Raw genomic sequence first — 21,285 nt, 5'->3', positions numbered from 1 at the left:
GCACGTCGGCCTACGTTACACGGGACCCCGCGGCCCGACAAGGAAGAAAACGAGCCGCCAGTACCTCCGTCTGCCGCCTTGTGATCAAGTTCCCTGGTGTGCCAACGTGGTTCGCGATGCACTGGAGGGGGACGACGATGCCGCCTGGGCTCGCGACCGGTGGAACCGGGAATTCATTACCGGACCGGCTCGGCGCCGTATTCACGGAAACAACCGGAGCCCCGCCGCCGGATCCCGGCGCGCCATTGTGGCTGGAATCGCTGGACGCGCTCCGGTTCAAATCCACCGTGGACGATCGGTTCGGGGTGGACCTCCCGCTGGACGCCCTGCTGGGCGACGGCACCCTCGGCGACCTCGCCCGGCTGGTCGGCGAACAGCGCACGAGCCCCGTCCCCCGCCGGGCCGTGGTCCACGACGCCGCGAACCGGCACGAACCCTTTCCGCTCACCGAGATCCAGCGGGCTTATTGGCTCGGCGCCAAGGATCCCGGTCTCGGTGGCCGGTCGGCGCACGCCTACGCCGAGGTCGACCTGTTCGGCGCGGACGTGGCGCTGGCCGAGGACACCCTCAACGACCTGATCACGCGGCACGACATGCTGCGTGCGGTGGTGCGGCCGGACGGTCGCCAGCAGGTGCTGCCCAGCGTGCAGCGGTACCGCATCCGGCACGCCGATCTCACGGACCTGCCGGAGGAAACGGCGCAGGCACGCCTGGCCGCCACGCGCGCCGAACTGGGTCCGCAGGTTTTCGACGCCACCACGTGGCCGCTGTTCGAGGTCCGCGCACACGACCTCCCCGGCGGACGGCTGCGCGTGCACCTGAGCATCGACCTGCTCGTCGCCGACGCCACCAGCGTGCAGCTGCTGCTCGCGGAATGGCTCCGGCTCGTGCTCGACCCCGCCTCGGCGGAACCGGCTCCCGCCGTGACCTTCCGCGACGTGGCGGGCACCGGCGAAGCGTCCGAAAAGGACAGGGATTATTGGCTGGCCAGGGTTCCGGACCTGCCCGCCGCGCCGCGACTGCCGGTGACCCCGCTGCCGCCCGGCACCCTGCCCGAGTTCACCCGCCGCCAGGCCCGCCTCCCCGGCGACGTCTGGACGGGGTTGCGCGAGCTCGCCCGGAAGCTGGGGGTCACGCCTTCGGCGTTGCTGTGCGCTGCCTACGCGGAGGTGCTGCGGACGTGGAGTGCCTCGCCGCGGTTCACGCTCAACCTCACGCTGGCCCAGCGCCCGGGAGGGCACCCGGACGTCGAACGGGTGATCGGCGACTTCACCGGCACGCTCCTGCTGGAATGCGACCTTACCGGCTCCCCCGATCTCGCCACCACCGCACGAAACGTGGGGAACCAGCTGCGGGCGGACCTGGCGCACGCGAGTTTCAGCGGGGTCGCCGTGCAGCGCGAACTCGCCCGCGGGCGGGACGCGAGCGCCGCCAGGATGCCCGTGGTGTTCACGAGCCTGCTGCGGGAACCGGGTGGTGTCGGCGCGCTGGAAGGCGTGACGTACGAGCTGGGTTACCTCGCTTCCCAGACGCCGCAGGTGTTCCTGGACAACCAGGTGCTGCTGCTGGGCGGCGATCTCGTGGTCGGCTGGGACGCGGTGGAGGCGATGTTCCCGCCGGGCGTGCTCGACGACATGTTCACCGCGTACACCGAACTGCTGCGCGACATCGCGGCCGACCCCGCACGAGCCCACGGCTCCCGGCCGGTGGCGGTGCCGCGACGCCAGCTCGCCGTGCGGGCGCGGGTGAACGACACCGCGGGCCCACTGCCGCACGAGCCGATCCACGCGGCGCTGGACCGGCAGGTGGCGATCCGCCCGAAGGCGCCTGCGGTGCTCGCCGACGGGCTTGCGCTGAGCTTCGGCGAGCTGGACCGGCGCGCCCGCCACGTCACGCAACGGCTCGTCGCGCTCGGCACCACGCCCGGCGAACCGGTCGCGGTCCTGATGCACAAGGGGTGGGAGCAGGTGGTGGCGGCGCTCGGCGTGGTGCGCGCCGGAGCCGCGTATCTGCCGGTTGACGCGGGGCTGCCTGCCGGGCGGATCGAGCAGGTGCTCGCGGCCGCCTCCGTGCGCACCGTGGTGACGCAACCTGAAGTGCCTGCGATGGGCCGGAACGCGGTGGTCGTCGGGCCCGAGTCGGACGTGCCGTTCGCCGCGCCGGAGGTCGATCCGGCGGCGCTGGCGTACGTCATCTTCACGTCGGGTTCGACGGGTCAGCCCAAGGGCGTCGTGATCAACCACCGCGCGGCGGTGAACACGTTGGCGGACCTCAACGAGCGGCTGGCTGTCGGTCCTGGTGACCGGGTGCTGGGCGTGTCCTCGCTCAGCTTCGACCTGTCCGTGTACGACGTCTTCGGCGTCCTCGGGGCGGGTGGTGCCGTGGTCCTGCCGCGGCCGGGCGACGTGCGGAACCCGGCGCGGCTCGCGGAACTGCTGTGCGAGCACGACGTGACCCTGTGGAACAGCGTGCCCGCCGTGCTGGAACTGGTCGTGGACCACGCGGAGCGCACGGACCCGCTGCCCGCGTCACTGCGCGCGGTCCTGCTCAGCGGCGACTGGATCCCGCTGTCGCTGCCGGACCGGATCCGCGCGGTCAGCACGGGCGAGCCCGAGCTGCACAGCCTCGGCGGCGCCACGGAGGCGGCGATCTGGTCGATCTGGCACCCGATCCGCGACGTCGATCCGGGCTGGCGGAGCGTCCCGTACGGCGTGCCGCTGCGCAACCAGACCTGCCACGTGCTCGACGAAACCCTGGCCCCCAAACCGGATTTCGTGCCCGGCGAGATCCACATCGGCGGCGCGGGGCTCGCCGACGGCTACTGGGGCGAGCCCGAACTGACCGCCGCCACCTTCTTGTCCACAGTGGACGGCAGGCTGTACCGCACCGGGGATCTCGGCCGGTACCTGCCGGACGGGGAGATCGAGTTCCTCGGCCGGAACGACACGCGCGTCAAGGTCGGCGGGCACCGGATCGAGCTGGGCGAGATCGAGTCCGTGCTCGGCGGCTGCCCCGGCGTCCGCGCGGCCGTCGTGCGGGCGCTCGGGCCGGAGATGGGCAGCAAGCGGCTGGTGGCGTACATCGTCGGCGAAAGCGAGCCGGACGCTGTGCGCGAGTTCGTCGCCGCCCGCCTGCCCTCGTACATGGTGCCCTCGGCCGTCGTCCCGCTCGACCGGCTGCCGTTGACCGCCAACGGAAAGGTGGACCGGGCCGCGTTGCCCGAACCACCGGCTTCCTCCGGCGAGCCACCGCGGACCGCGGCGGAACGCGCGCTCGCCCGCGTCTGGGCCGGGCTGCTCGGCGTGCCCGAGGTCGGCAGGCACGACGACTTCTTCGCGCTGGGCGGGGATTCCCTGCTCGGGGTGCGTGCCGTGGCCAAGGCCGCGGAGCACGGGCTGCACCTGACGATCGGCGAGTTCTACCGCCACCCCACCGTGGCCGGACAGGCGGCGGTGGCACGCCAGGAGCCACGGCGGTCGTCGGCGGCCCAGGACGCCGGGCCGGTCGAACTGACCCCGAGCCAGCGCTGGTTCTTCGAGCAGGGCCTGCGCCACCCCGACCACTGGAACGGGATGTGGCCGGTGTTCGTGCTCGACCGCTCGCTGGACCCCGGCGCGCTCACCCGGGCGCTGACCGCCGTGCTCGCGCACCACGACGGCCTGCGCACCCGCTTCCGTCAGGACGACGACGGCTGGCACGCCGAGATCGTCCCCGCGGCGCCCGCCGAACCGGTCGCCGTGGTGTCGCTGGCCGACGTGCCCACGGCGGAACTGGAGGAGCACATCGGTGCCGAAGTCGCGCGGCGCAACGGCGGGCTCGACCTCGCCGAGGGGCCGACCGTCCGGCTAACCTACTTCGACCTGGGGCCGGACCGCCCTCCCCGCCTGCTGGTGAGCGCGCACTGGCTGGTCATGGACTACTACTCCTCGCGCGTGTTCTACGAAGACCTGCGCTCGGCGTACTTCGCGCTCGTCGCGGGCGAGCCGCCGCGGCTGCCACCGCCGACCGCCCCGCTGTCGGCGTGCCTGGCCGAGCTGAGCGCCTACGCCCGCACCGACGAGGTGTCCGCCGAACTGCCGCTGTGGACGCGGTTCGCCGACGCCACACCCGCCCCGCTGCCCGTGGACCACCGCCTGGGCGGCAACCTCCAGTCCTCGGCGCGGTTCCACTTCGTCACCCTTCCCCTGCCACGCGCGGCCGGGCTCCGCGACGCGCTCGTGGCCGCGCTCGTGCGGACCGTCGCCGACTGGACCGGCGAGGACGAGGTACTGCTGGAGCTGGAGGCACACGGCCGCGAACGGGCCTACGGCGAGCTGGACGTGAGCAGGACGGTCGGCCGCCTGTCCACCCTGTCGCCCGCGTTGCTGCGCACCGGCTCCACGCCGGAGATCCGCGCGCAGCTCGCCGCCATCCCGCACAACGGCGTCGGGTACGGCGTCCTGCGGTACCTGCACCCCGACCCGGCGGTACGGGCGGCACTGGCCAAGGCGCCACGGCCCGAGGTCGGTTTCAACTTCTGGGGCGAGGTGAGCGAGTACTTCACCGAGGACGCGCACCCGGTGGTGGAGTCCTTCGGCCACCACCGCAGTGGTCTGGACCACCGACCGCACACGCTGCACCTCACCGCGCTGACCGTGCGCGGCGAGCTGTGGCTCAACTGGACCTACAGCGCGAACCTGCACACCGAGGCGACGGTCAAGGCGCTCGCCGACCGGTTCACCGGCGAGCTGGCGGACCAGCGGTGAGCGCGCACACCACCCCGGAGGAGCAGTTCGGCATCTCGACCGTCGGCGAGGCGGTCGAGGCCGTGGCGGACAGCCCGAGGGGCATCATGCTGCTCGACGGCGGCCCCGCCGAGACCCCGCTGCCCTACCGGCTGGTATCCGCCGTGGCCCGCCGCGTCGCCACCGAACTGGCGCGCCTCGGCGTCGAGCCGGGCGACCGCGTCGCGCTGCTGTCCACGACCGGCGCCCGGTTCCTGCTGTGCCTGTACGGGGTGTGGCGGGCGAACGCGGTGCCGGTGATCCTCGCGCCACCGCACCGGCTCGGCGACCTCGAACGGCTCATGACCGACGTGCGCCGCCGCCTCGACCACGTGGGCGCGCGCTGCGTCGTCGTGGCCGACTCCCTCGCCGGGTTCCTCGGCAAACGCCTCGGCGACCGGCGGCCGGTGCTGACGTGCGGACAGCTCGCGGCGGCGCGGGACGACCGGGCGCCCGCGCTCACCGCGCTGCCCGACGACCTCGCCTACCTGCAGTTCACCTCCGGCACGACGGGCCCGGCGAAGGCCGTCGCGATCAGCCACCGGCAGCTGCTCACCAACGCCGTCGTGTGCTGCCAGCGGCTGATGCTGGAGGGTGAGCGCAGCGTGCACGCCAGCTGGGCGCCGCTGTACCACGACCTCGGCCTGATGACGGCCGTCGCGAGCATCTCGGCGCGCACGAAGCTCGTCCTGCAGTCGCCGGAGGCGTTCCTGGCCTCCCCGGACTCGTGGGTCGACGCGTTGTCGCGGCACCGCGCCACCGGCACCGTCACCCCGAACTTCGCCTACGGCCTGGCCGCGCGCAGCATGCGGCAGCACCCGCGCCCGCTGGACCTGTCCGCGTTGCGCGTGTGCGGCGACGGGTCCGAGCCGACGCACGCCCCGGTGGTCGCGGCGTTCACCGAGGAGGGCGGGCGCTACGGCCTGCCCGCCGAAGCGGTGACACCGATGTACGGGCTGGCCGAGGCGACGCTGTCGGTGTCGATGGGCAGCCGGTCCGAGCCGATGTCGTGGGACCACGTGGACCGCGAAAGCCTCACCAACGGCGGCGTCGCCACCGTGGCACCGCCCGGCGCGCCCGGGACCCGCACCCTCGCCGTGGTGGGCACGGCGGTGCCCGGCGTCGAGGTGGCCGTCGTGGACGAGGCCGGACGCCCGCTGCCCGAGCGTCACGTCGGCGAGGTCCAGGTCCGCGGCCCTTCGGTGATGACGGGGTACTGGCGGGATCCCGAGGCCACCGCCGAGGTGCTGCGGGACGGCTGGCTGCGCACCGGCGACCTCGGCTACACGACCCCCGCCGGGCTCGTGGTCTGCGGGCGGCTCAAGGACCTGATCATCGTCGGCGGCGCCAACCTCTACCCCGAGGACTACGAGTACGTCGCGGGCCAGGCCGAGGGCGCCGGCGGGGTGTGTGCCGCCTTCGCGCTGCCGGAGGAGGAACGGATGGTCGTCGCGGTCGAGGCCGCGGCGGGCACCGACGCGGCGGCCGCCGCCGACCTCGCCAAGCAGGTGCTGGCCGCGCTGCGCGCCGAACTGGGCCACGCACCCGACCGGGTCGTCGTGACCACGCGCGGGGCCATCCCGCGCACCTCGTCCGGCAAGGTCCAGCGCGCCCGGTGCCGCGAGCGGTACTTCGGCGGCACGCTGCCCGCGCTCGCCGAGGTCAGCCGCTGAACACCAGGAGGAACGGTGGAACGACACGCATTCGCACAGGACTACGAGCTGACCCCGCAGCAGCTGGACCAGTTCCGCACGCTGGGGTTCGTCAAACTGCCCGGGTTCCTCAACGACGAGGTGCTGGACTCGCTGCGCAAGCGCGTCGACGTGGAGCTGCGGCACGTGCCCTCGGCCTTCGAGACCGAGTTCAAGCGGCTGAAGTACGACTTCGAGACGAGCCGGGAGGACCTGTACGCGCTGCTGGCCCAGCCCTACTTCCGCCGCACCATGACCGAGCTCACCGGCCGGACCATGTTCCTGACCTTCGAGATGTGCTTCGAGCTGGAGAAGAACGTCAGCAAGGGGTTTCCCTGGCACGTCGGCGTGCAGAGCTTCGGCTACGTGCGGGCAGACGACTTCGCCTGCACCATCTGGGCGCCGCTGCACCCGATCGACCCCGCCGGGCAGCGGGGCGGCATGCAGTACGTCCCTCGGACCGTCATGTCGGCCGAGTTCGTGTACGAGTATGTCGAGCCCGCGCTGGTGCAGTCGCTGCGGATCAGGGCGGAGCGGGGTGAGCCGATCACGCTGGAGGACTACTTCGCGCTGCGGGAGGGCGTGCTGAACTCCCCCGCGATGCTGGACATCCTCGAACCGCAGGCCGTCGAGGACGCCTTCGAGCCCGGCGACGTCCTCCTCTTCGACAAGTACGTGATCCACCGCAGCCGGAAGCTGGGCGAGGGGCCGCTGGACCGGCGGGACGCGTTCGTCATGCGGTTCGTCGACGTCGGCGCCCGGTACGACCGGCAGCGAGCGCTCAACATAGACTTCCCGGTGCGCCAGTTCGGGTACCAGCCCTACACCCGCTCGCACCTGGAGGTGGCCACTGTGGACGGGGAACTGCTCGCGGACAGCCCGTTCTTCGACAACCGCGGAGCACGCACCATCAGCTACGCCGAAGTGGGGTCGAGGTAGTGCGTACCAGGGACATCGTCTACGTCGCGTTGTTCGCCGCGATCACCGCGGCGCTCGCGTTGTTCCCGCCGCTGCCGCTGTCGCTGACCGGTGTACCGATCACCGCGCAGTCGCTCGGCCCCATGCTGGCGGGCTCGATACTCGGCTGGAAGCGTGGCGCGCTGTCCCAGCTGCTGTTCCTGGCACTCGTCGCCGCCGGGCTGCCCCTGCTGGCGGGCGGGACCGGCGGGCTCGGGCGGTTCGCGTCGGCCAGCGGCGGCTACATCATCGGCTGGGCCATCATCGCGGGCCTGATCGGCTGGCTGTTCGAACGGCTGTGGCACCACCTCAACCTGGCCGTGGCGATCCTGATCATCGCCTTCGGCGGGATCGTGGTGCTCTACGCCATCGGCAGCGCGTGGGTGGCGGTGGTCGTGCACCTGGGCTACTTCCAGGCCGTCGCGACCAACGGCCCGTTCCTGATCGGGGACGCCTGCAAGGTGGTCATCGCGGCGCTCATCGCCATGGGCGTCAAACGCGCGTACCCCGTCATCGAGCCGCGGCCCCGCGCGCGGCAGGACAAGGCGAGCACCGCGGAATGATCGCTCTCGAGCACGTCACCCTGGCCTACGGCGACCGCGTCGTCCTCGACGACCTCACCGTCACGCTGGCGGAGAAGCGGGTTGGTGTCATCGGCGCGAACGGCTCGGGCAAGAGCACGTTCGCGCGGCTGCTCAACGGCCTGCTGCTGCCGACAGCGGGCACGGTCACGGTGGACGGGCTCGACACGCGCCGCTCGGGCCGCGAGGTCCGCAGGAAGGTCGGGTTCGTGTTCCAGAACCCGGACAACCAGATCGTCCAGCCGACGGTCGAGGAGGACGTGGCGTTCGGGCTGAAGAACCTGCGGCTGCCCAAGGCCGAGATCGCCGCGAAGGTCGACGAGGTGCTGCGCCGGTACTCGCTGGAGAAGCTGCGCACGCGCCAGGCGCACCTGCTCAGCGGCGGGGAGAAGCAGCTGCTGGCGCTGGCCGGGGTGCTCGTGATGCGCCCGCAGTACGTGGTGCTCGACGAGCCGACCACGCTGCTGGACTGGCCGAACCGGCGCAAGCTGATGGACGCGCTCACAGCGCTCGAGGAGACCGTCATCCTGGTCACGCACGACCTGGAGACCCTCGCCGAGTTCGAGCGCGTGCTGGTGATCCACGAGGGCCGGATCGCCGCCGACGCTCCGCCATCGGAGGCGATCGACGCCTACCTCAAGGCCGTGTCGTGACCGCACCGCTGTACGTCGACCGGGACTCGGTGGTCCACCGGATCCCGCCGGGCTACAAGGTGCTCTCGCTGGTCGTGGTCGGCACCGTGGTGTTCCTGATCCGCGACTGGCGCATCCTCACCGGCATCCTCGTCGTCGTCGCCGCGCTGTACCTGCTGGCCCGCATCCCGTGGCGCACGGCGGTCCGGTCGATCCGGCCCGGCCTGTTCATGCTGGTGTTCTTCTTCGTCGTGGCGGGGCTGCTGACGGACTGGCTGTCGGCGACGCTCGTGGTGCTCCGGCTGGCGGCGCTGCTGCTGGTCGCGACCGCCGTCACGCTGACCACCCGCACGTCGGCGATGATCGAGTCGCTGGAACGGGCGCTGTACCCGTTGCGGCGAGTCGGCGTGAACCCGGAGAAGGTGAGCCTCGCGTTCTCGCTGGCGCTGCGGTTCGTCCCCGTCGTCGCGCGCATCACGCTGGAGGTGCGGGAGGCGCAGCGGGTCCGCGGCATGGACCGCAACCTCATCGCGGTCGCGCTGCCCGTCGTGATCCGCACCCTGCGCATGGCGGACGACATCGCGGACGCCGTGGACGCCCGGTCCTTCGGCGGTTGAGCGTGGCCGTCGCGGTGATCGGGGCGGGGCCCGGTGGACTGGCGGCGGCGAAGGCTGCGACCGAGCACGGGCTGCGGCCGGTCGTGTTCGAGCGGGCTCCGGCGATCGGCGGGGTGTGGCGGGCGGACGGCGCCGCGTGGCCGGGGATGACCACCAATTTGTCACACCCGTTGTGCGCCTTCTCCGACCTGCCCTGGCCTGCGGATACCCCTGATTTCCCCACGCGGCAGCAGGTCGAAGAGTACCTGCACCGCTACGTTCGGCGGTTCGGGCTCGACGGGTACCTGCGGCTGGGGCACGAAGTCCGCGCCGTGGAGCGGGACGGCGACGGCTGGATCGTGACCCATCGCGAGCGGGAGCGGTTCGACGGGGTGATCGTGGCGTCCGGCGTGTACTCGCGGCCGCACGTGCCGCGGGTGCCGGGTCGTTTCGCGGGCGTCGCACTGCACAGCAGCGGGTACCGGACGGCGGCGGAGCTTCCCGAGGGACCGGTCGTCGTGGCCGGAATGTCCTTCAGTGGCAGCGAAATCGCGGCGGAGCTCGCCGAGGCGGGGCGGCCGGTCACGCTCGTGGCGAGCAGGCCGATGTGGCTGCTCCCCCGCTACGTGGACGGGGTGCCCCGCGACCTGATCAGCTTCACCCGGCAGCGCGCCACGCTGTCCTCGGCGGAGGCGAACCGGCGCTTCCACGAGCTGGGTGCGAACCCCGGCCGCTTCGACTCGCGGCTGTGGCTCGATCCCGACTCCTCCGCGCCGCCGTTCACCCTGCCGACGCACCGGCTCCCCGAGCGGCTCGCCGACGGGAGCGTGCGCCTCGAACCGGGACGCGTGGCGCGGCTGGACGGGGACGCCGTCGTGCTCGACACCGGCGTCCGGCTGCCGTGCGCCACCGTGCTGTGGTGCACCGGGTACCACGTGGACCTGCCGTTCCTGTCCGCGCCGGACCGGTCGGCGCTCGGGTTCGAGCCGGACGACCTGCTGCAGCCGCTCCTGCTGCACCGGTGCACCTTCGCCCCCGGGCTGCCGCGCATGGCTTTCGTGGGGCTGTACCGGGGTCCGTTCTTCGCCGTGCTGGAACTGCAGGCGCGGTGGGCCGCGGCGGTGTTGTCGGGCGCGCAGGCACCACCGTCGGGGATGCGGGAGGGGGTCGCGGCGGAGGCCCGCATCCGCGCGGCGCGGCCCCGGCCGCAGTTCCCGCACGGGGACTACGTGGGCCTGGCCGACGCGCTCGCCGCCGAGCTGGGCGTGCTACCGGACCTGTCCCCTGGCGGCGAGCACTACGACGCGTTGTGGCGGGGTCCGGTGGTCGCGGCGCACTACCGCCTGCGCGGGCCCGGGAGCGACCCGGAGACGGCGGCCCGGCAGCTGCTGCGGAACCCGGGCTGATGTTCGAGCTGCCGGAGCCGTACCGCTTCGTGCGGGACGCGGCATCGAAGCCGGGGTGGTGGCCCTCTTCGCCCGATGATCCGCGTCGGGCGCTCGCTTGGGCGGTCGGCTCGCCGCAGGAGGGGGTCGGGTTCGCGGGCGAGGACGGCGGGCCGGCGGTGTGGCTGCGCCTGCTGTCCGCGGACTCCGCCGTGCCGCGCATGAACGTCGTCGACGTCTGCTCCGGGGTGCGGCGTGGCGTGCCGCAGGACGAAGACGTGCTCGCCGCCGCACGGGCGATGTGCGGACGCCAGGCGGCGGTGGCGGCGAACGGTTACGTCTCTCCGTTGCTGGGCAAGGGAAACAGCGCACCACTGCTCGACGCCATCGCCACGGCGGCACGCGCGGACGGCGCCGTGCCCGCCGTGTTGCACTGCCCCGCCGGGGATCCGCTGCTCGACGTGGTGCCGGATCTGGGGTTCGAGGTCGGCGTCACGGATCTGTACGCGAGCATCTCGTTGGCGGGGAACGACGTGGAGGACTTCCTCGCGACGCTGCCCAGCCGCCGGCGGACCCGCATCCGCCGGGAGATGCGGGCTCTCGACGGGGCGCGCGTCCTGTCCGGGGCGGACGCGGAACCCTGGCTGGACACCGCGGCCGATCTCGTCGCGGCGGCGTACGAGGCACGCGGCCAGTCGATCGAGGCGGCGTCCGTGGCCGCGATCTACCGCCGCCTGCTGGCAGGTTTCGGCGACGAGTTCTCGCTGACTGTCGTCGAGGCCGGGGGCGCCCCGGTCGCCACGACGTGCCTGCTCGCAGCGGGGCACACGCTCATGTCCTACAGCGCGGGTTTCCGCCTGCCGCAGTCGAAAGCGGTGGCGGGGTACTTCAACGCCACCTACTACCTCCCGCTGCGGCACGCCTACACCACCGGACGGCGGCGGCTGCTGCTCGGCCCGGGCACGATCGAAGCGAAACACCTGCGGGGCGCGCGGTTCACGCCGTTGTACTCCGCCGTGCCCCGGGATTGTCCGCCGCTGGTCGCCCTACTGCGGCGGACCGACCGGTGGCTGCGCGACCGGCTGGCCGAACTCGCCTGACGCACGGGGCGCCCCGCAGCAGGCAGCGCTACTCCGGCGCCACCGCCTCACCCGATGGCACGACGCGGACCAAAAGCACCCCGCACCCCAGCAGGCCCCCAACCCCAGCCCCGGCACAGCGCCGTCAGCTCCACCGGCACGACCGCTCACCTGCCCACCGATGGCGGCGCTACCCCGGCGGACCGACGGGCGGCTCCGCCACCGCCTCACCCGACGGCACCACCCGCACCAAAAGCACCCCGCACCCCAGCAAGCCCAACCCGAGCAACACCCACCCCGGCAACCCCAACCCCAGGCACAACCCGGTCAGCAGCACCGGCGCGACGGCCTTCGTCAGGCCGCGGCCCAGCCCGAACACCGCCTGGTACTGGCCCTGCGCGTGCTCGTCGGCGAGGTCGAACCCGAGCGTGAACGACGACGCCGTCTGCCACAGTTCCCCCACCGACAGCACGACGACCCCCGCCACCAGCACCGCCACGAGCGCCGCCGGTGGCAGCACCAGGTACCGGGTGACGCCGAAGACGAGGCACGCCACCAGGAACACCGCCCCGATCCGCGGCCCGACCCGCGCCGCGCGGCGCACCGTGTCGATCCGCCTGCTCGCCGGCACCTGGCACAGCACCACGATCACCGTGTTCACCACCACCAGCACCGAAACCGTCCACGGCGGAACGGTGCCGAGGAACACGATCCACAGCGGCAGCGCCACCGCCAGCACGTCGAAGTGCAGGCTTAGCACCCCGTGCAGTGCCGTAACGGCGAGGTACCGCCGGTTCCGCAACGCCACCCACGTCCGCGTGGCGGGCGGCGCGGGAGGCGCGGGCGGGGCCGGGACCCAGCGCAGCAGCACGCCGGCCACCGCCACCAGCACGGCACTGCCCGCCATCAGCAGCGCGTAGGACGATCCGGCGATGGCCACGCCCGCGAGCCCCGCGCCGAGCGCGACCCCCAGGTTGGCCACCGAGCGCAGGTAAGCGCGCACCGTCACCCGTGCCGCACCGCCCACCCGCGCGATCAACGCCCCGATCGCCGCGTTGCCCCCGCGTTCGGTGACGGTCACCGCGGTCGTCACCACGACGAGCAGCGGGAACGAAGACGTGAAGGCGAACGCGAGCGTCGCCCCGGCGCGGCACACCAACATGATCCGCGTGGTGCGGCGGGCGCCGAGCACGTCGGCGAGCCTGCCCAGCGGGATCCCCGCGGCCAGCCCGGCGAACCCCGCGACGGACAACACCACCGCGACGCGCCCGCTCGGCAGCCCTGCCGCCCTGGCGAGGAACAGGGCGAGGGCCGTCAGCACGAGCCCGGTGCCGATCGCGTTGGCGAACACCGCCACCGCGAGCGGGCGCGTGCCCGGTGGCAGGCGCCTCACCGCTGGAACCTCCGGACCACGGCACGCCCGCCCACCCAGGCACTGCGCCAACCGCCTCACCGCCGAAACCCCCGGACCGCAGCACGCCCGCCCGCCAACCCCGCCCCCCTCACCACTGCAACTCCCGCACCCGGATGCCGAGCGTCCCCACCAGCCGTTCCGCCGCCGCCACCGCCTCCTCCCGCGTCGGCGCGGCGGCGACGTGCACGGCACGCACGTCGAAGTTGTCCTCCGCCGGTTTCAGCACCGCGCCCGGCTTGACGTGGCAGCGGGTCAGCACGTGCCGTTCCGCCTCCGCCACCGGCTGCGTCCCGACCTCGACCGCCGCCACCTCGCCCGCGCCGTCCGACACGCAGCGCCGCACCGCCACCGCCGAGCGGGTCGGCGCCAGGCGCGGCGGGCGGCCGTGCACCACATCGAACCACGCGTCGTACAGGTTCACCCCCGTGGCCGCCTGCACCATCTGCGCCAGGAACAGCCCGCCGACCCGCGCGTTGACCTCGACCACCTTCGGGCCTTCGGCGGTGATCCGGAGCTCCGTGTGCGACGGCGAGTCCGTCACGCCCAGCGCGGCCACTGCGGCGACGGCCACCTCACGCACCCCGTCCAGCACGTCCGACGGCAGCCGCGACGGCACCTCGGCACCGAGCTTGAGGAACCGCGGCGGCTGCCCGATCTCCTTGTCCGTCACGGCGATGACCTCGGTGCAACCCCGGAACGTGATGGCCTCGACGCTCACCTCCGGCCCGTCGAGGTACTGCTCGACGAGGTACTCCCCGGTCCAGGACTGCTCGACGGCCGCCGCGTACGCCCCGTCCAGCTCGGCTTCCCGCGCGACGTACCGCACCGCCGCGCTGTTCGACCGGTCGCCGGGCTTGACCACCAGCGGGAAGCCGAGTTCCCGTGCCGCGGCGGAAAGTTCCGCGCGCGTCGTGAACGGGCGCCAGCCGGGCGACGGCACCCCGGCGGCGTCGAGCGCCGCCCGCTGCCGGACCTTGCTGGCGCACACCGTTCCGCTCGCCCCGGTGTGCCCGCGCAGGCCGAGCCGGTCGTTGAGCCTGCCGACCAGCGGCAGCAGGTAGTCGAAGTCGGCCGTCACAGCGGTGAGCGGGAAGCGCCGCGCGAAGGCCACGACCCGCTCCTCGATCTCCGCCATCCCGCCGTTCCGGAACGCTTCCGGCGGGCTGGGCACGGGGATCTGCCGGTCGGCGAGTCCAAAAAGGTCACTCGACGGGTGGTCGGCGATGACGATCTCCGCGCCGCGGCGCAGGAACGTCGTCAGGCCCAGCTCACGCTCGCGCAGCGGACGGATGAACAGCGTTCGGAAGTTCACGCGAAAGATCCTCCAGTGCGTCGCCGAAGATCCCGACGAGTTCGGTCAGTTCACCGGCCGTGCTGATCAGCGGCGGGCAGAAGGAGATCGTGTTCCCGAGCGGCCGCAGCAGGGCACCGCGCCGCATCGCGTGCCGCACGAGCCGTTCCCCTGGCTCGGTCAGCTCCACCCCCGCGATGAGCCCGACCCCTCGCACCTCACCGACGAGCGGATGGTCGGCGAAGCGGCGCAGCCCGTCCTGCAACACCGGCGCGACCTCGCGGACGTGCCCGACGATGTCCCGTTCGGCGTAGATGTCGAGTGTTTCCAGTGCGACGGCGCAGCACACCGGGTGCCCGCCGGTGGTGAACCCGTGCCCGAGCCCGCCCCGCAGCGCGGTGCGCGGCACGATCGCCTCGGCGATCTCGTCCGACACCACGGTCGCCGAGATCGGCAGGTAGGCCGAGGAAAGCGCTTTCGCGAAGGTCATCACGTCCGGCCGCAACCCGAACGTCCCGCTGCCGAACATCGCGCCGGTGCGGCCGAAACCGCAGATCACCTCATCCGCGACCAGGAGCACGTCGTGCTTGTGCAGCACCCGCTGCACCTCCTCGAAGTATCCGCGTGGCGGCACGATCACGCCACCGCCGCCGAGCACCGGCTCCGTGATGAACGCGGCGACCGTTTCCGGCCCCTCGGCCTCGATCAGGGCATCGAGCTCACCCGCCAGCCTGCGCGCGAACTCCTCTTCGCCCTCCCCTGGCCGGGCGTTGTGGTAGTGGTGCGGGCACGTCACGTGCCGCACCCAGGGCAGAGGAAGATCGAAATCGGTGTGGTTCAGGGAAAGCCCGGTCAGGCTCGCCGTCGCGATCGTGGAACCGTGGTAACCCAGCCGGTGCGCGATGATCTTTTTCTTCTCCGGGCGGCCGCGCGCGTTGTTGTAATACCAGACGAGTTTCACGGCGGTGTCGTTGGCCTCGGAACCGGAATTGCCGAAGAAGACCGCGGACAACGGCGCGGGCACGAGCTCGAGCAACCGTTCGGCCAGCCGCTCCGCGACGCCGTGCGTGCGCTGGTTGAACAACTGGTAGTACGGCAGCGTGCGCAGCTGGCGGTCCGCCGCTCCGGCCAGCCTGTTTTCGCTGAACCCGAGGGAGACGCACCACAGCCCCGAAGTCCCTTCGAGGTACGCGCGGCCGTCCTCGTCGTAGACGCGCACGCCGTCGCCCCGCACGATCCGGAGCGATCCTTCGCGTTGCTGCCGGGCGAGATCAGTGAACGGATACAAGATCGCTTTTTCCACCGGCCCTCCTCTTTCCCCGACGACATTAGGGGTTCGCGGCGGTGCGCGGCAGCCCTTTCCCCCGATTCCCCGTGCTGCTAAGGTCGGAGGAAGAACTGCGGGGCTGATCAACTGGGGGAATGGTGATCACGCGAGCGTGGATGGACCATCCGTTTCGGTTTCCGAAATGACGCTGGAACAGCAGGCGGGCACGAGTTCGCCGGCGCACGACCCCGCCGTCCTGCAGCAGGCGCGTGAAGCGATCGAGGGCTGCCTCGACACGGCGGCGATGCGCGACCTCGTGCTGGACCGCGTGCGGCGCAACGAGGAATGGCGCGGCCGCCGGTGCGTCAACCTCGTCGCGGCGGAGGCGCCGACGAGTCCGCTGGTCAGGCGTGTGCTGAGCAGCGAGGCGGGCACGAGGGCGTCCGGCGGGGCGATCGGGCGGGACCGGCGCTGGTTCTCCGCGATGGCGGTGCTCGACGAGCTGGAGGCGTTGTGCGTCGAGTTGCTCAAACGGGCCTTCGCCTGCTCGTTCGCCGATCCGCGCCTGCTCGGCGGCATGCACGCCACGATGGTCGCGTACACAGCGCTGGCCGCGCCGGGTGACACCGTGCTGGTGCTGGGGCCCGACGGCGGCGGCGATTCCAGCCACACCGCGGAAGGGCCACCGGCCGCGCGCGGGGTGCGCCTCGCGTCGATCCCGGTGGACGCGAGTGGTCTGGACATCGATCTCGACCGGTTCGCCGAGGTGGCGCGGCGGCTGCGGCCCCCGCTCGCCGCGCTGGGCCAGACCACGACACTTTTCCCGCTTCCCGTAACGGAAATCCGCGAGATCATCGGCGAGTGGGGCGGGCGGTTGTACGTCGACGCGGCGCACCAGGCGGGGCTGATCGCCGGCGGCGCGTACCCCGATCCGCTCGCGCAGGGTGCCGACCTCGTCACCGCCTCGTCGGGCAAGACGTTCTGCGGGCCGCAGGGCGGGTTCGCGCTGTGGAACGACCCGGCGCTGGCGGAACCGGTGTCCCACACCATCTTCCCGGTGCTCACCGGGTCCCACCAGCTCAACCGCGTCGCCGCGCTCGCCGTGGCCACCACCGAGGTCCTGGAGTACGGCGCGGACCTCGCGGCCGGGATGGTGCGCAACGCGCGGTGCCTCGCCGCCGCGCTGCACGAGCGCGGGGTTCCGGTGCTCGGCGCCGGGCGCGGGTTCACCAGTACGCACCAGGTGCTGGTCGACGCCCGCGGCTGGGGCGGCGGGTTCGCCGCGGCGTCCCGGCTCGCCGAAGCCAACCTCGTGGTCAACCAGCAGCCGCTGCCCGGTCGTGACGACACGGCTTTCCCCGGCGGGGTGCGGCTGGGCACCGCCGAGGTGACCCGGCTGGGCATGGGGACGGCGGAGATGGCGCGCATCGCCGGGTTCCTGGCCGCCGTGCTGCGGGACGGCGCCGATCCGGCCGCCGTCCGCGAGGAGGTCGTCCGCTTCCGGGAGCCCTTCCAGACCGTGTACTACTGCCACGAGTCCGGGCGGCCGTGATGCCGGGTCCGCTGCACGGCGTCCGGGTGCTCGACCTCACGAGGGTCGTGTTCGGCCCGCTCACCACGCGCGTACTGGCCGATCTCGGCGCCGAGGTGTGGAAGGTCGAGCCGCCGCACGGCGACATCGGCAGGCAGATGGGGCACGTCGCGGCGCCGGGGGTGTCCGCGATCCACTTGTCCTGCAACGGGAACAAGCGTGGCGTCTGCGTCGACCTGCGGCACCGCTCGGCGCGGTCGGTGCTGTTGCGCGTCGCCGCGCACGCGGACGTGTTCGTGCACTCCATGACGCCCGGCGCCATCACCGGCCTCGGCCTGACGTATGCCGACGTCGTGGCGGCCAACCCGCGCATCGTCTACGCCAACTGCTGGGGTTTCGGCCGTGAGGGGCCGTATGCCGGGCTGCCCGCGTACGACGACATCATCCAGGGGGTGTCCGGACTCGTGGCGCTGCAGGCGAAAGCTTCTGGTGAAAGCGCTTTCTCGCCCAGCATCTTGTGTGACAAGGTCTGCGCGCTCTACGCCGTATCAGGGATTTCCGCCGCGTTGTACCGGCGCGCGGTCAGCGGGGAAGGCGCCGAGCTGGAGTTCCCCATGTTCGAGCTGATGACCGCGTTCACCGCGGTCGAGCACCTCGACGGCCGGATCTTCGCCGACGACGGCCCCACCGGCTACCGGCGGGCGCTCTCCCCGCACCGCAGGCCGTTCCCGACGACGGACGGCGCGGTGACGATCCTGCCGTACCAGGACAAGCACTGGCGTTCGGTCGCCGCACTGCTCGGGCAGCCCGCGCTGGCCGTCGACCCGAGGCTCGCGACCGTGGCCGCCCGGCAGGCCCATCCCGAACTGGTCGCGGACCACCTCGCCCGGTTCGCCGCGGCCCGCACGACGTCCGAATGCCTGAAATCCTTGCGGGACAACAGAGTCCCGTGTGGACCGGTGCTCGGGCTCGACGACCTGGTCGAGGACGAGCACCTCGCCGAGGTCGGGTTCTGGCGGCACGTCGAGCACCCCGAGGTGGGGCCCGTCCACCTGCCGGCTCCGGCGGAGCGGCCCGCTCCGGCACTGGGCCAGGACACCGCGGCGGTGCTCGCCGGCTGCGGGTTCTCCCGCGGCGAGATCGCGGCGCTGGCGGCGGGCGGCGTGGTGCACCAGGCCGGACAGGACTCAGCACGATCCGACGACAACCAGGAGGCGGAACCGTGAACACCCACACAGCCACCAAGGCGCTGAGCGACCACCTGGCCGCCACCTTCAGCGAGTCCGACGTGCAGCGGCGCGCGGACGTGTTCTCCCGTGACGGCTTCGTCAAGTTCGGCGGGGACCAGCCGCTCGTGCCTGCGGAGCTGCTGCGCGCGGTGGACGACGAGGTGAGCAGGCTGGTCGAGGAGCACACCGAGCGGCGCGATCTGCAGCTGAGGACGACGGGCGGCACCCCGCGCAAGATGAGCGTGGTGCGCAGCGAACAGGTCGAGAAGGCGAGCGAACTGATCTCCGGCCTGGCCTCGTCGGAGGAGCTGCTCGGCTTCATGGCGCGGGTGGCGAGGGAACCGGTGATCGCGTCGGTGTCCGACGACGAGCGGTTCCTCATCACGCACCAGGAGCACAAGGGCGACACGCACGGCTGGCACTGGGGCGACTACAGCTTCGCCTTGATCTGGGCGCTGCGGATGCCACCGCTGCGCGCGGGCGGCATGCTCCAGTGCGTCCCGCACACCCACTGGGACAAGACCGATCCCCGCATCAACGAAACGCTGTGCGAGCGCAGGATCGACACGCACGGCCTGGTGTCGGGCGACATCTACTTCCTGCGCACCGACACGACGTTGCACCGCACCGTGCCGCTGACCGAGGACGGGCAGCGCACGATCCTGAACATGACGTGGGCGGGCCAGCGGGACCTGCGGAAGTCGCTGGAGGGCGACGACCGCTGGTGGGAGGACGCGTCGGCGTCGGCGGCGGAGGCCGTGGGGCGCGATGAGCGGTGACGCCGCCGCGCCGGTGGTCGCCGTGTCGGGCTGCACGCGGCCGGGGGGCGCCGACGGCGGCTCGATGTACCGGGTGGACGACAAGTACGTGCTGGCCGCCGCCGAGGAACTGGGCGCGCTGCCGCTGATGGTCCCGCCGATCGGCGGGCTGCTGGCGGCCGAGCGGCTGCTGGAGGTCAGCGACGGCCTGCTGCTCACCGGCAGCCTCTCGGACATCGACCCGGCCGTGTGGCAGGGCGGCGCGCTCGCCGAGGGGGCCACGGGCGATCCGGGGCGGGACGGCACGATCATCCCGCTGATCCCGCGCGCGCTGCGGGCCGGCGTGCCGGTGCTGGCGATCTGCCGCGGCCTGCACGAGGTCAACGTCGCGTTCGGCGGCACGATCGAGGAGATCGCGGACAAGGCGCGGCACCGGCGTTACGCCGACGTACCGGAGTCCGCCGAGCTGCGGCCCGAGGCGTTCTACGGCGCCATCCACCCGGTCCGCGTCCAGCCCGGCGGTCTGCTCGCCGACCTCGCGGACGGGGCTGACGAGGTGTGGGTGAACTCCTACCACCGGCAGGTCGTGGACCGGCTGGCCGAGGGGCTGACCGTGGAGGCGGTCAGCCCCGACGGGTACGTGGAAGCGCTTTCCCGCACGGTCGACGCGGCGCCGTGCCTGGCCGTCCAGTGGCATCCGGAACACCGGATCGCGCGGGAGTGGCCGTTGAGCAAGGCGTTGTTCCGGTGGTTCGCGGAGCAGGTGCGGCAGCGTGTCCGGTAACCAGATCGCCGTGCTGCTGCTGGACCTCGTGGGGGTCTTCGCCGTGTGCGGGCTGCTCGGCTCGCTCGTGGCGAAACTCGGGCAGCCGCCGGTGATCGGGGAGCTGCTCGGCGGGGTGCTGTTCGGGCCGACCGTGCTGGGTCCGTGGTCGGGGGTGCTGTTCCCCGACGCGGTCCGGCCGACGCTGGGCGCGTTCGGCAACGTCGGCGTGGCGTTGTTCATGTTCGCGCTGGGAGCCGAGTTCGACGGCAGCGCGGTCCGCACCCGGTTGCGGCACGCGTGGGTCGTCGCGGCGGGGGCGATGCTGGTGCCGTTCGCGCTGGGGGTGGGTACGGCGCTCCTGCTGCCCGTGCTGGGGGTCGGGCAGCGGGGGTCGCCGACCGCGTTCGTGCTGTTCCTCGGGGTGGCGCTGTCGATCACCGCTTTTCCCGTGCTGGCCAGGATCCTGGACGACCGTGGGCTGGTGCGGACGGGGGTGGGCAGGCTCGCGCTGACCGTCGCCGCGCTGTGCGACGTGCTGGCGTGGTCGGCGCTGGCGGTGGTCGTCGCGATCGTCAGTGGCAGCGGTGGGCACGTGTGGCAGGTGCTGCTGCTGGTGCCGCTGGTGGTGGTGCTGCGCTTCGCGGTCGGGCCCGTGCTGCGGCTGGTGCTGCTCCGGCTCGGGCCCCGGCAGGAGAACGCCGTGGTCGTGCTGCTGCTCGCCGGAGCGCTCGCGTGCGGGGCGGCGACCGAGCTGATGGGCCTGCACTTCATCTTCGGCGCGTTCGTGTTCGGGCTGCTCGCCGCGCGGTCCGGCCCGGGGCCGCTCGTCGCGCGGGTGCGGGGGCGGGTGCTGGAGATCAGCAGGTTCTTCCTGCCCGTGTACCTCGTGGTGGCGGGGCTGCAGGTGGACATCGCGTTCGACCCGGCTTCGCTGGTGCTGCTCGGCGTCGTGCTGTTCGCCGCCACGGCGGGGAAGGCGCTGGGTGCGTTCGGTGCGGCGAAGGCGTGCCGCCTGAGGACGCGCCCGGCCACGGCGCTCGCGGTACTGCTGAACACGCGGGGGCTGACGGAGCTCATCGTGCTGAGCACGGGGCTGCAGCTCGGGGTCATCGACCGGCGCCAGTACTCGGTGATGGTGCTCATGGCACTGGCGACGACCGCGGCGACCGGCCCCGCACTGGCGTGGCTCGCCAGACGCGGGAACCGGCTGGGCGAGGACCCGTTCGAGCTCGACGCCGTGGGGATGCCGGTCGGCGGTGCGCGGCGGTGAGGTGGGGCCTCGGCGTGGTGCGGCGGCCGAGCGGCCACGGGCCCCGACCGCGCTGCCTCACCCACTCGGCCCGCT

At 72.7% G+C, this 21,285-nt stretch carries 16 protein-coding genes; 13 read left to right on the top strand and 3 right to left on the bottom strand.

What is annotated here, in order from left to right; all coding sequences use genetic code 11:
* Nucleotides 1-116 precede the first annotated feature (116 nt).
* The 8 genes from ABFX51_RS32900 to ABFX51_RS32865 are packed head-to-tail and all read left to right on the top strand — an operon-like array spanning nt 117 to nt 11,705.
* On the top strand, nt 117-4,745 hold the full coding sequence (locus ABFX51_RS32900) for an amino acid adenylation domain-containing protein (protein WP_346056054.1): 4,629 nt from the start codon (nt 117-119) through the stop codon (nt 4,743-4,745).
* Entirely contained in the window at nt 4,742-6,436 is a 1,695-nt protein-coding gene (locus ABFX51_RS32895) for an AMP-binding protein (protein WP_346056053.1), read from the top strand. Before ABFX51_RS32900 ends, ABFX51_RS32895 begins: the two co-directional genes overlap by 4 nt.
* A gap of 15 nt (nt 6,437-6,451) precedes the next feature.
* Nucleotides 6,452-7,393 carry a phytanoyl-CoA dioxygenase family protein gene (locus tag ABFX51_RS32890; protein WP_346056052.1) on the top strand — a complete coding sequence of 314 codons (942 nt, stop codon included), beginning with the start codon at nt 6,452-6,454 and terminating at the stop codon, nt 7,391-7,393.
* Nucleotides 7,393-7,974 (top strand): biotin transporter BioY, encoded by a 582-nt coding sequence (locus ABFX51_RS32885; RefSeq protein ID WP_091511257.1) that lies wholly within the window; start codon nt 7,393-7,395, stop codon nt 7,972-7,974. The genes ABFX51_RS32890 and ABFX51_RS32885 overlap by 1 nt, the downstream gene beginning before the upstream one ends.
* Nucleotides 7,971-8,645, top strand: a complete 675-nt coding sequence (locus tag ABFX51_RS32880) for an energy-coupling factor ABC transporter ATP-binding protein (RefSeq protein WP_346056051.1) — start codon at nt 7,971-7,973, stop codon at nt 8,643-8,645. Before ABFX51_RS32885 ends, ABFX51_RS32880 begins: the two co-directional genes overlap by 4 nt.
* Nucleotides 8,642-9,241 carry an energy-coupling factor transporter transmembrane component T family protein gene (locus ABFX51_RS32875; protein ID WP_091511261.1) on the top strand — a complete coding sequence of 200 codons (600 nt, stop codon included), beginning with the start codon at nt 8,642-8,644 and terminating at the stop codon, nt 9,239-9,241. Before ABFX51_RS32880 ends, ABFX51_RS32875 begins: the two co-directional genes overlap by 4 nt.
* Nucleotides 9,242-9,243: 2 nt before the next feature.
* Nucleotides 9,244-10,626, top strand: a complete 1,383-nt coding sequence (locus ABFX51_RS32870; RefSeq protein ID WP_346056062.1) for a flavin-containing monooxygenase — start codon at nt 9,244-9,246, stop codon at nt 10,624-10,626.
* Nucleotides 10,626-11,705, top strand: a complete 1,080-nt coding sequence (locus ABFX51_RS32865) for a GNAT family N-acetyltransferase (protein WP_346056050.1) — start codon at nt 10,626-10,628, stop codon at nt 11,703-11,705. The genes ABFX51_RS32870 and ABFX51_RS32865 overlap by 1 nt, the downstream gene beginning before the upstream one ends.
* 169 nt (nt 11,706-11,874) lie before the next feature.
* Here ABFX51_RS32865 and ABFX51_RS32860 read toward each other — a convergent pair whose 3' ends face one another.
* The 3 genes from ABFX51_RS32860 to ABFX51_RS32850 all read right to left on the bottom strand — a co-directional run bounded on the left by ABFX51_RS32860 (nt 11,875) and on the right by ABFX51_RS32850 (nt 15,692).
* The gene (locus ABFX51_RS32860) at nt 11,875-13,077 is read right to left on the bottom strand and encodes an MFS transporter (protein WP_346056049.1); all 1,203 of its coding nucleotides are present in this window, start codon (nt 13,075-13,077) and stop codon (nt 11,875-11,877) included.
* 109 nt (nt 13,078-13,186) lie between these two features.
* Entirely contained in the window at nt 13,187-14,410 is a 1,224-nt protein-coding gene (locus ABFX51_RS32855) for an ATP-grasp domain-containing protein (RefSeq protein WP_346056048.1), read from the bottom strand.
* Nucleotides 14,367-15,692 carry an aminotransferase gene (locus ABFX51_RS32850; RefSeq protein ID WP_346056047.1) on the bottom strand — a complete coding sequence of 442 codons (1,326 nt, stop codon included), beginning with the start codon at nt 15,690-15,692 and terminating at the stop codon, nt 14,367-14,369. The genes ABFX51_RS32855 and ABFX51_RS32850 overlap by 44 nt, the downstream gene beginning before the upstream one ends.
* A 166-nt stretch (nt 15,693-15,858) precedes the next feature.
* On the opposite strand from ABFX51_RS32850, the gene ABFX51_RS32845 reads away from it, so the two are divergent.
* From ABFX51_RS32845 to ABFX51_RS32825, 5 genes are read left to right on the top strand one after another with little or no spacing between them, the layout of a single operon-like run.
* Nucleotides 15,859-17,208 carry a serine hydroxymethyltransferase gene (locus ABFX51_RS32845; RefSeq protein WP_218153535.1) on the top strand — a complete coding sequence of 450 codons (1,350 nt, stop codon included), beginning with the start codon at nt 15,859-15,861 and terminating at the stop codon, nt 17,206-17,208.
* On the top strand, nt 17,208-18,413 hold the full coding sequence (locus tag ABFX51_RS32840; protein ID WP_143249929.1) for a CaiB/BaiF CoA transferase family protein: 1,206 nt from the start codon (nt 17,208-17,210) through the stop codon (nt 18,411-18,413). Before ABFX51_RS32845 ends, ABFX51_RS32840 begins: the two co-directional genes overlap by 1 nt.
* The gene (locus ABFX51_RS32835) at nt 18,410-19,195 is read left to right on the top strand and encodes a HalD/BesD family halogenase (RefSeq protein WP_218153536.1); all 786 of its coding nucleotides are present in this window, start codon (nt 18,410-18,412) and stop codon (nt 19,193-19,195) included. The genes ABFX51_RS32840 and ABFX51_RS32835 overlap by 4 nt, the downstream gene beginning before the upstream one ends.
* Nucleotides 19,185-19,958, top strand: a complete 774-nt coding sequence (locus tag ABFX51_RS32830) for a gamma-glutamyl-gamma-aminobutyrate hydrolase family protein (protein WP_091511279.1) — start codon at nt 19,185-19,187, stop codon at nt 19,956-19,958. Before ABFX51_RS32835 ends, ABFX51_RS32830 begins: the two co-directional genes overlap by 11 nt.
* Nucleotides 19,948-21,210, top strand: coding sequence for a cation:proton antiporter domain-containing protein (locus ABFX51_RS32825; protein ID WP_346056046.1), 1,263 nt, complete (start codon nt 19,948-19,950; stop codon nt 21,208-21,210). The genes ABFX51_RS32830 and ABFX51_RS32825 overlap by 11 nt, the downstream gene beginning before the upstream one ends.
* Nucleotides 21,211-21,285: the final 75 nt, after the last annotated feature.

Origin of the sequence: Amycolatopsis dongchuanensis (assembly GCF_039542405.1) — a bacterium.
Classification (GTDB): Bacteria; Actinomycetota; Actinomycetes; order Mycobacteriales; family Pseudonocardiaceae; genus Amycolatopsis_E; species Amycolatopsis_E sacchari.
Note: the sequence above shows the minus strand (reverse complement) of the source record. Positions and strands in the feature narration are given on the sequence as shown.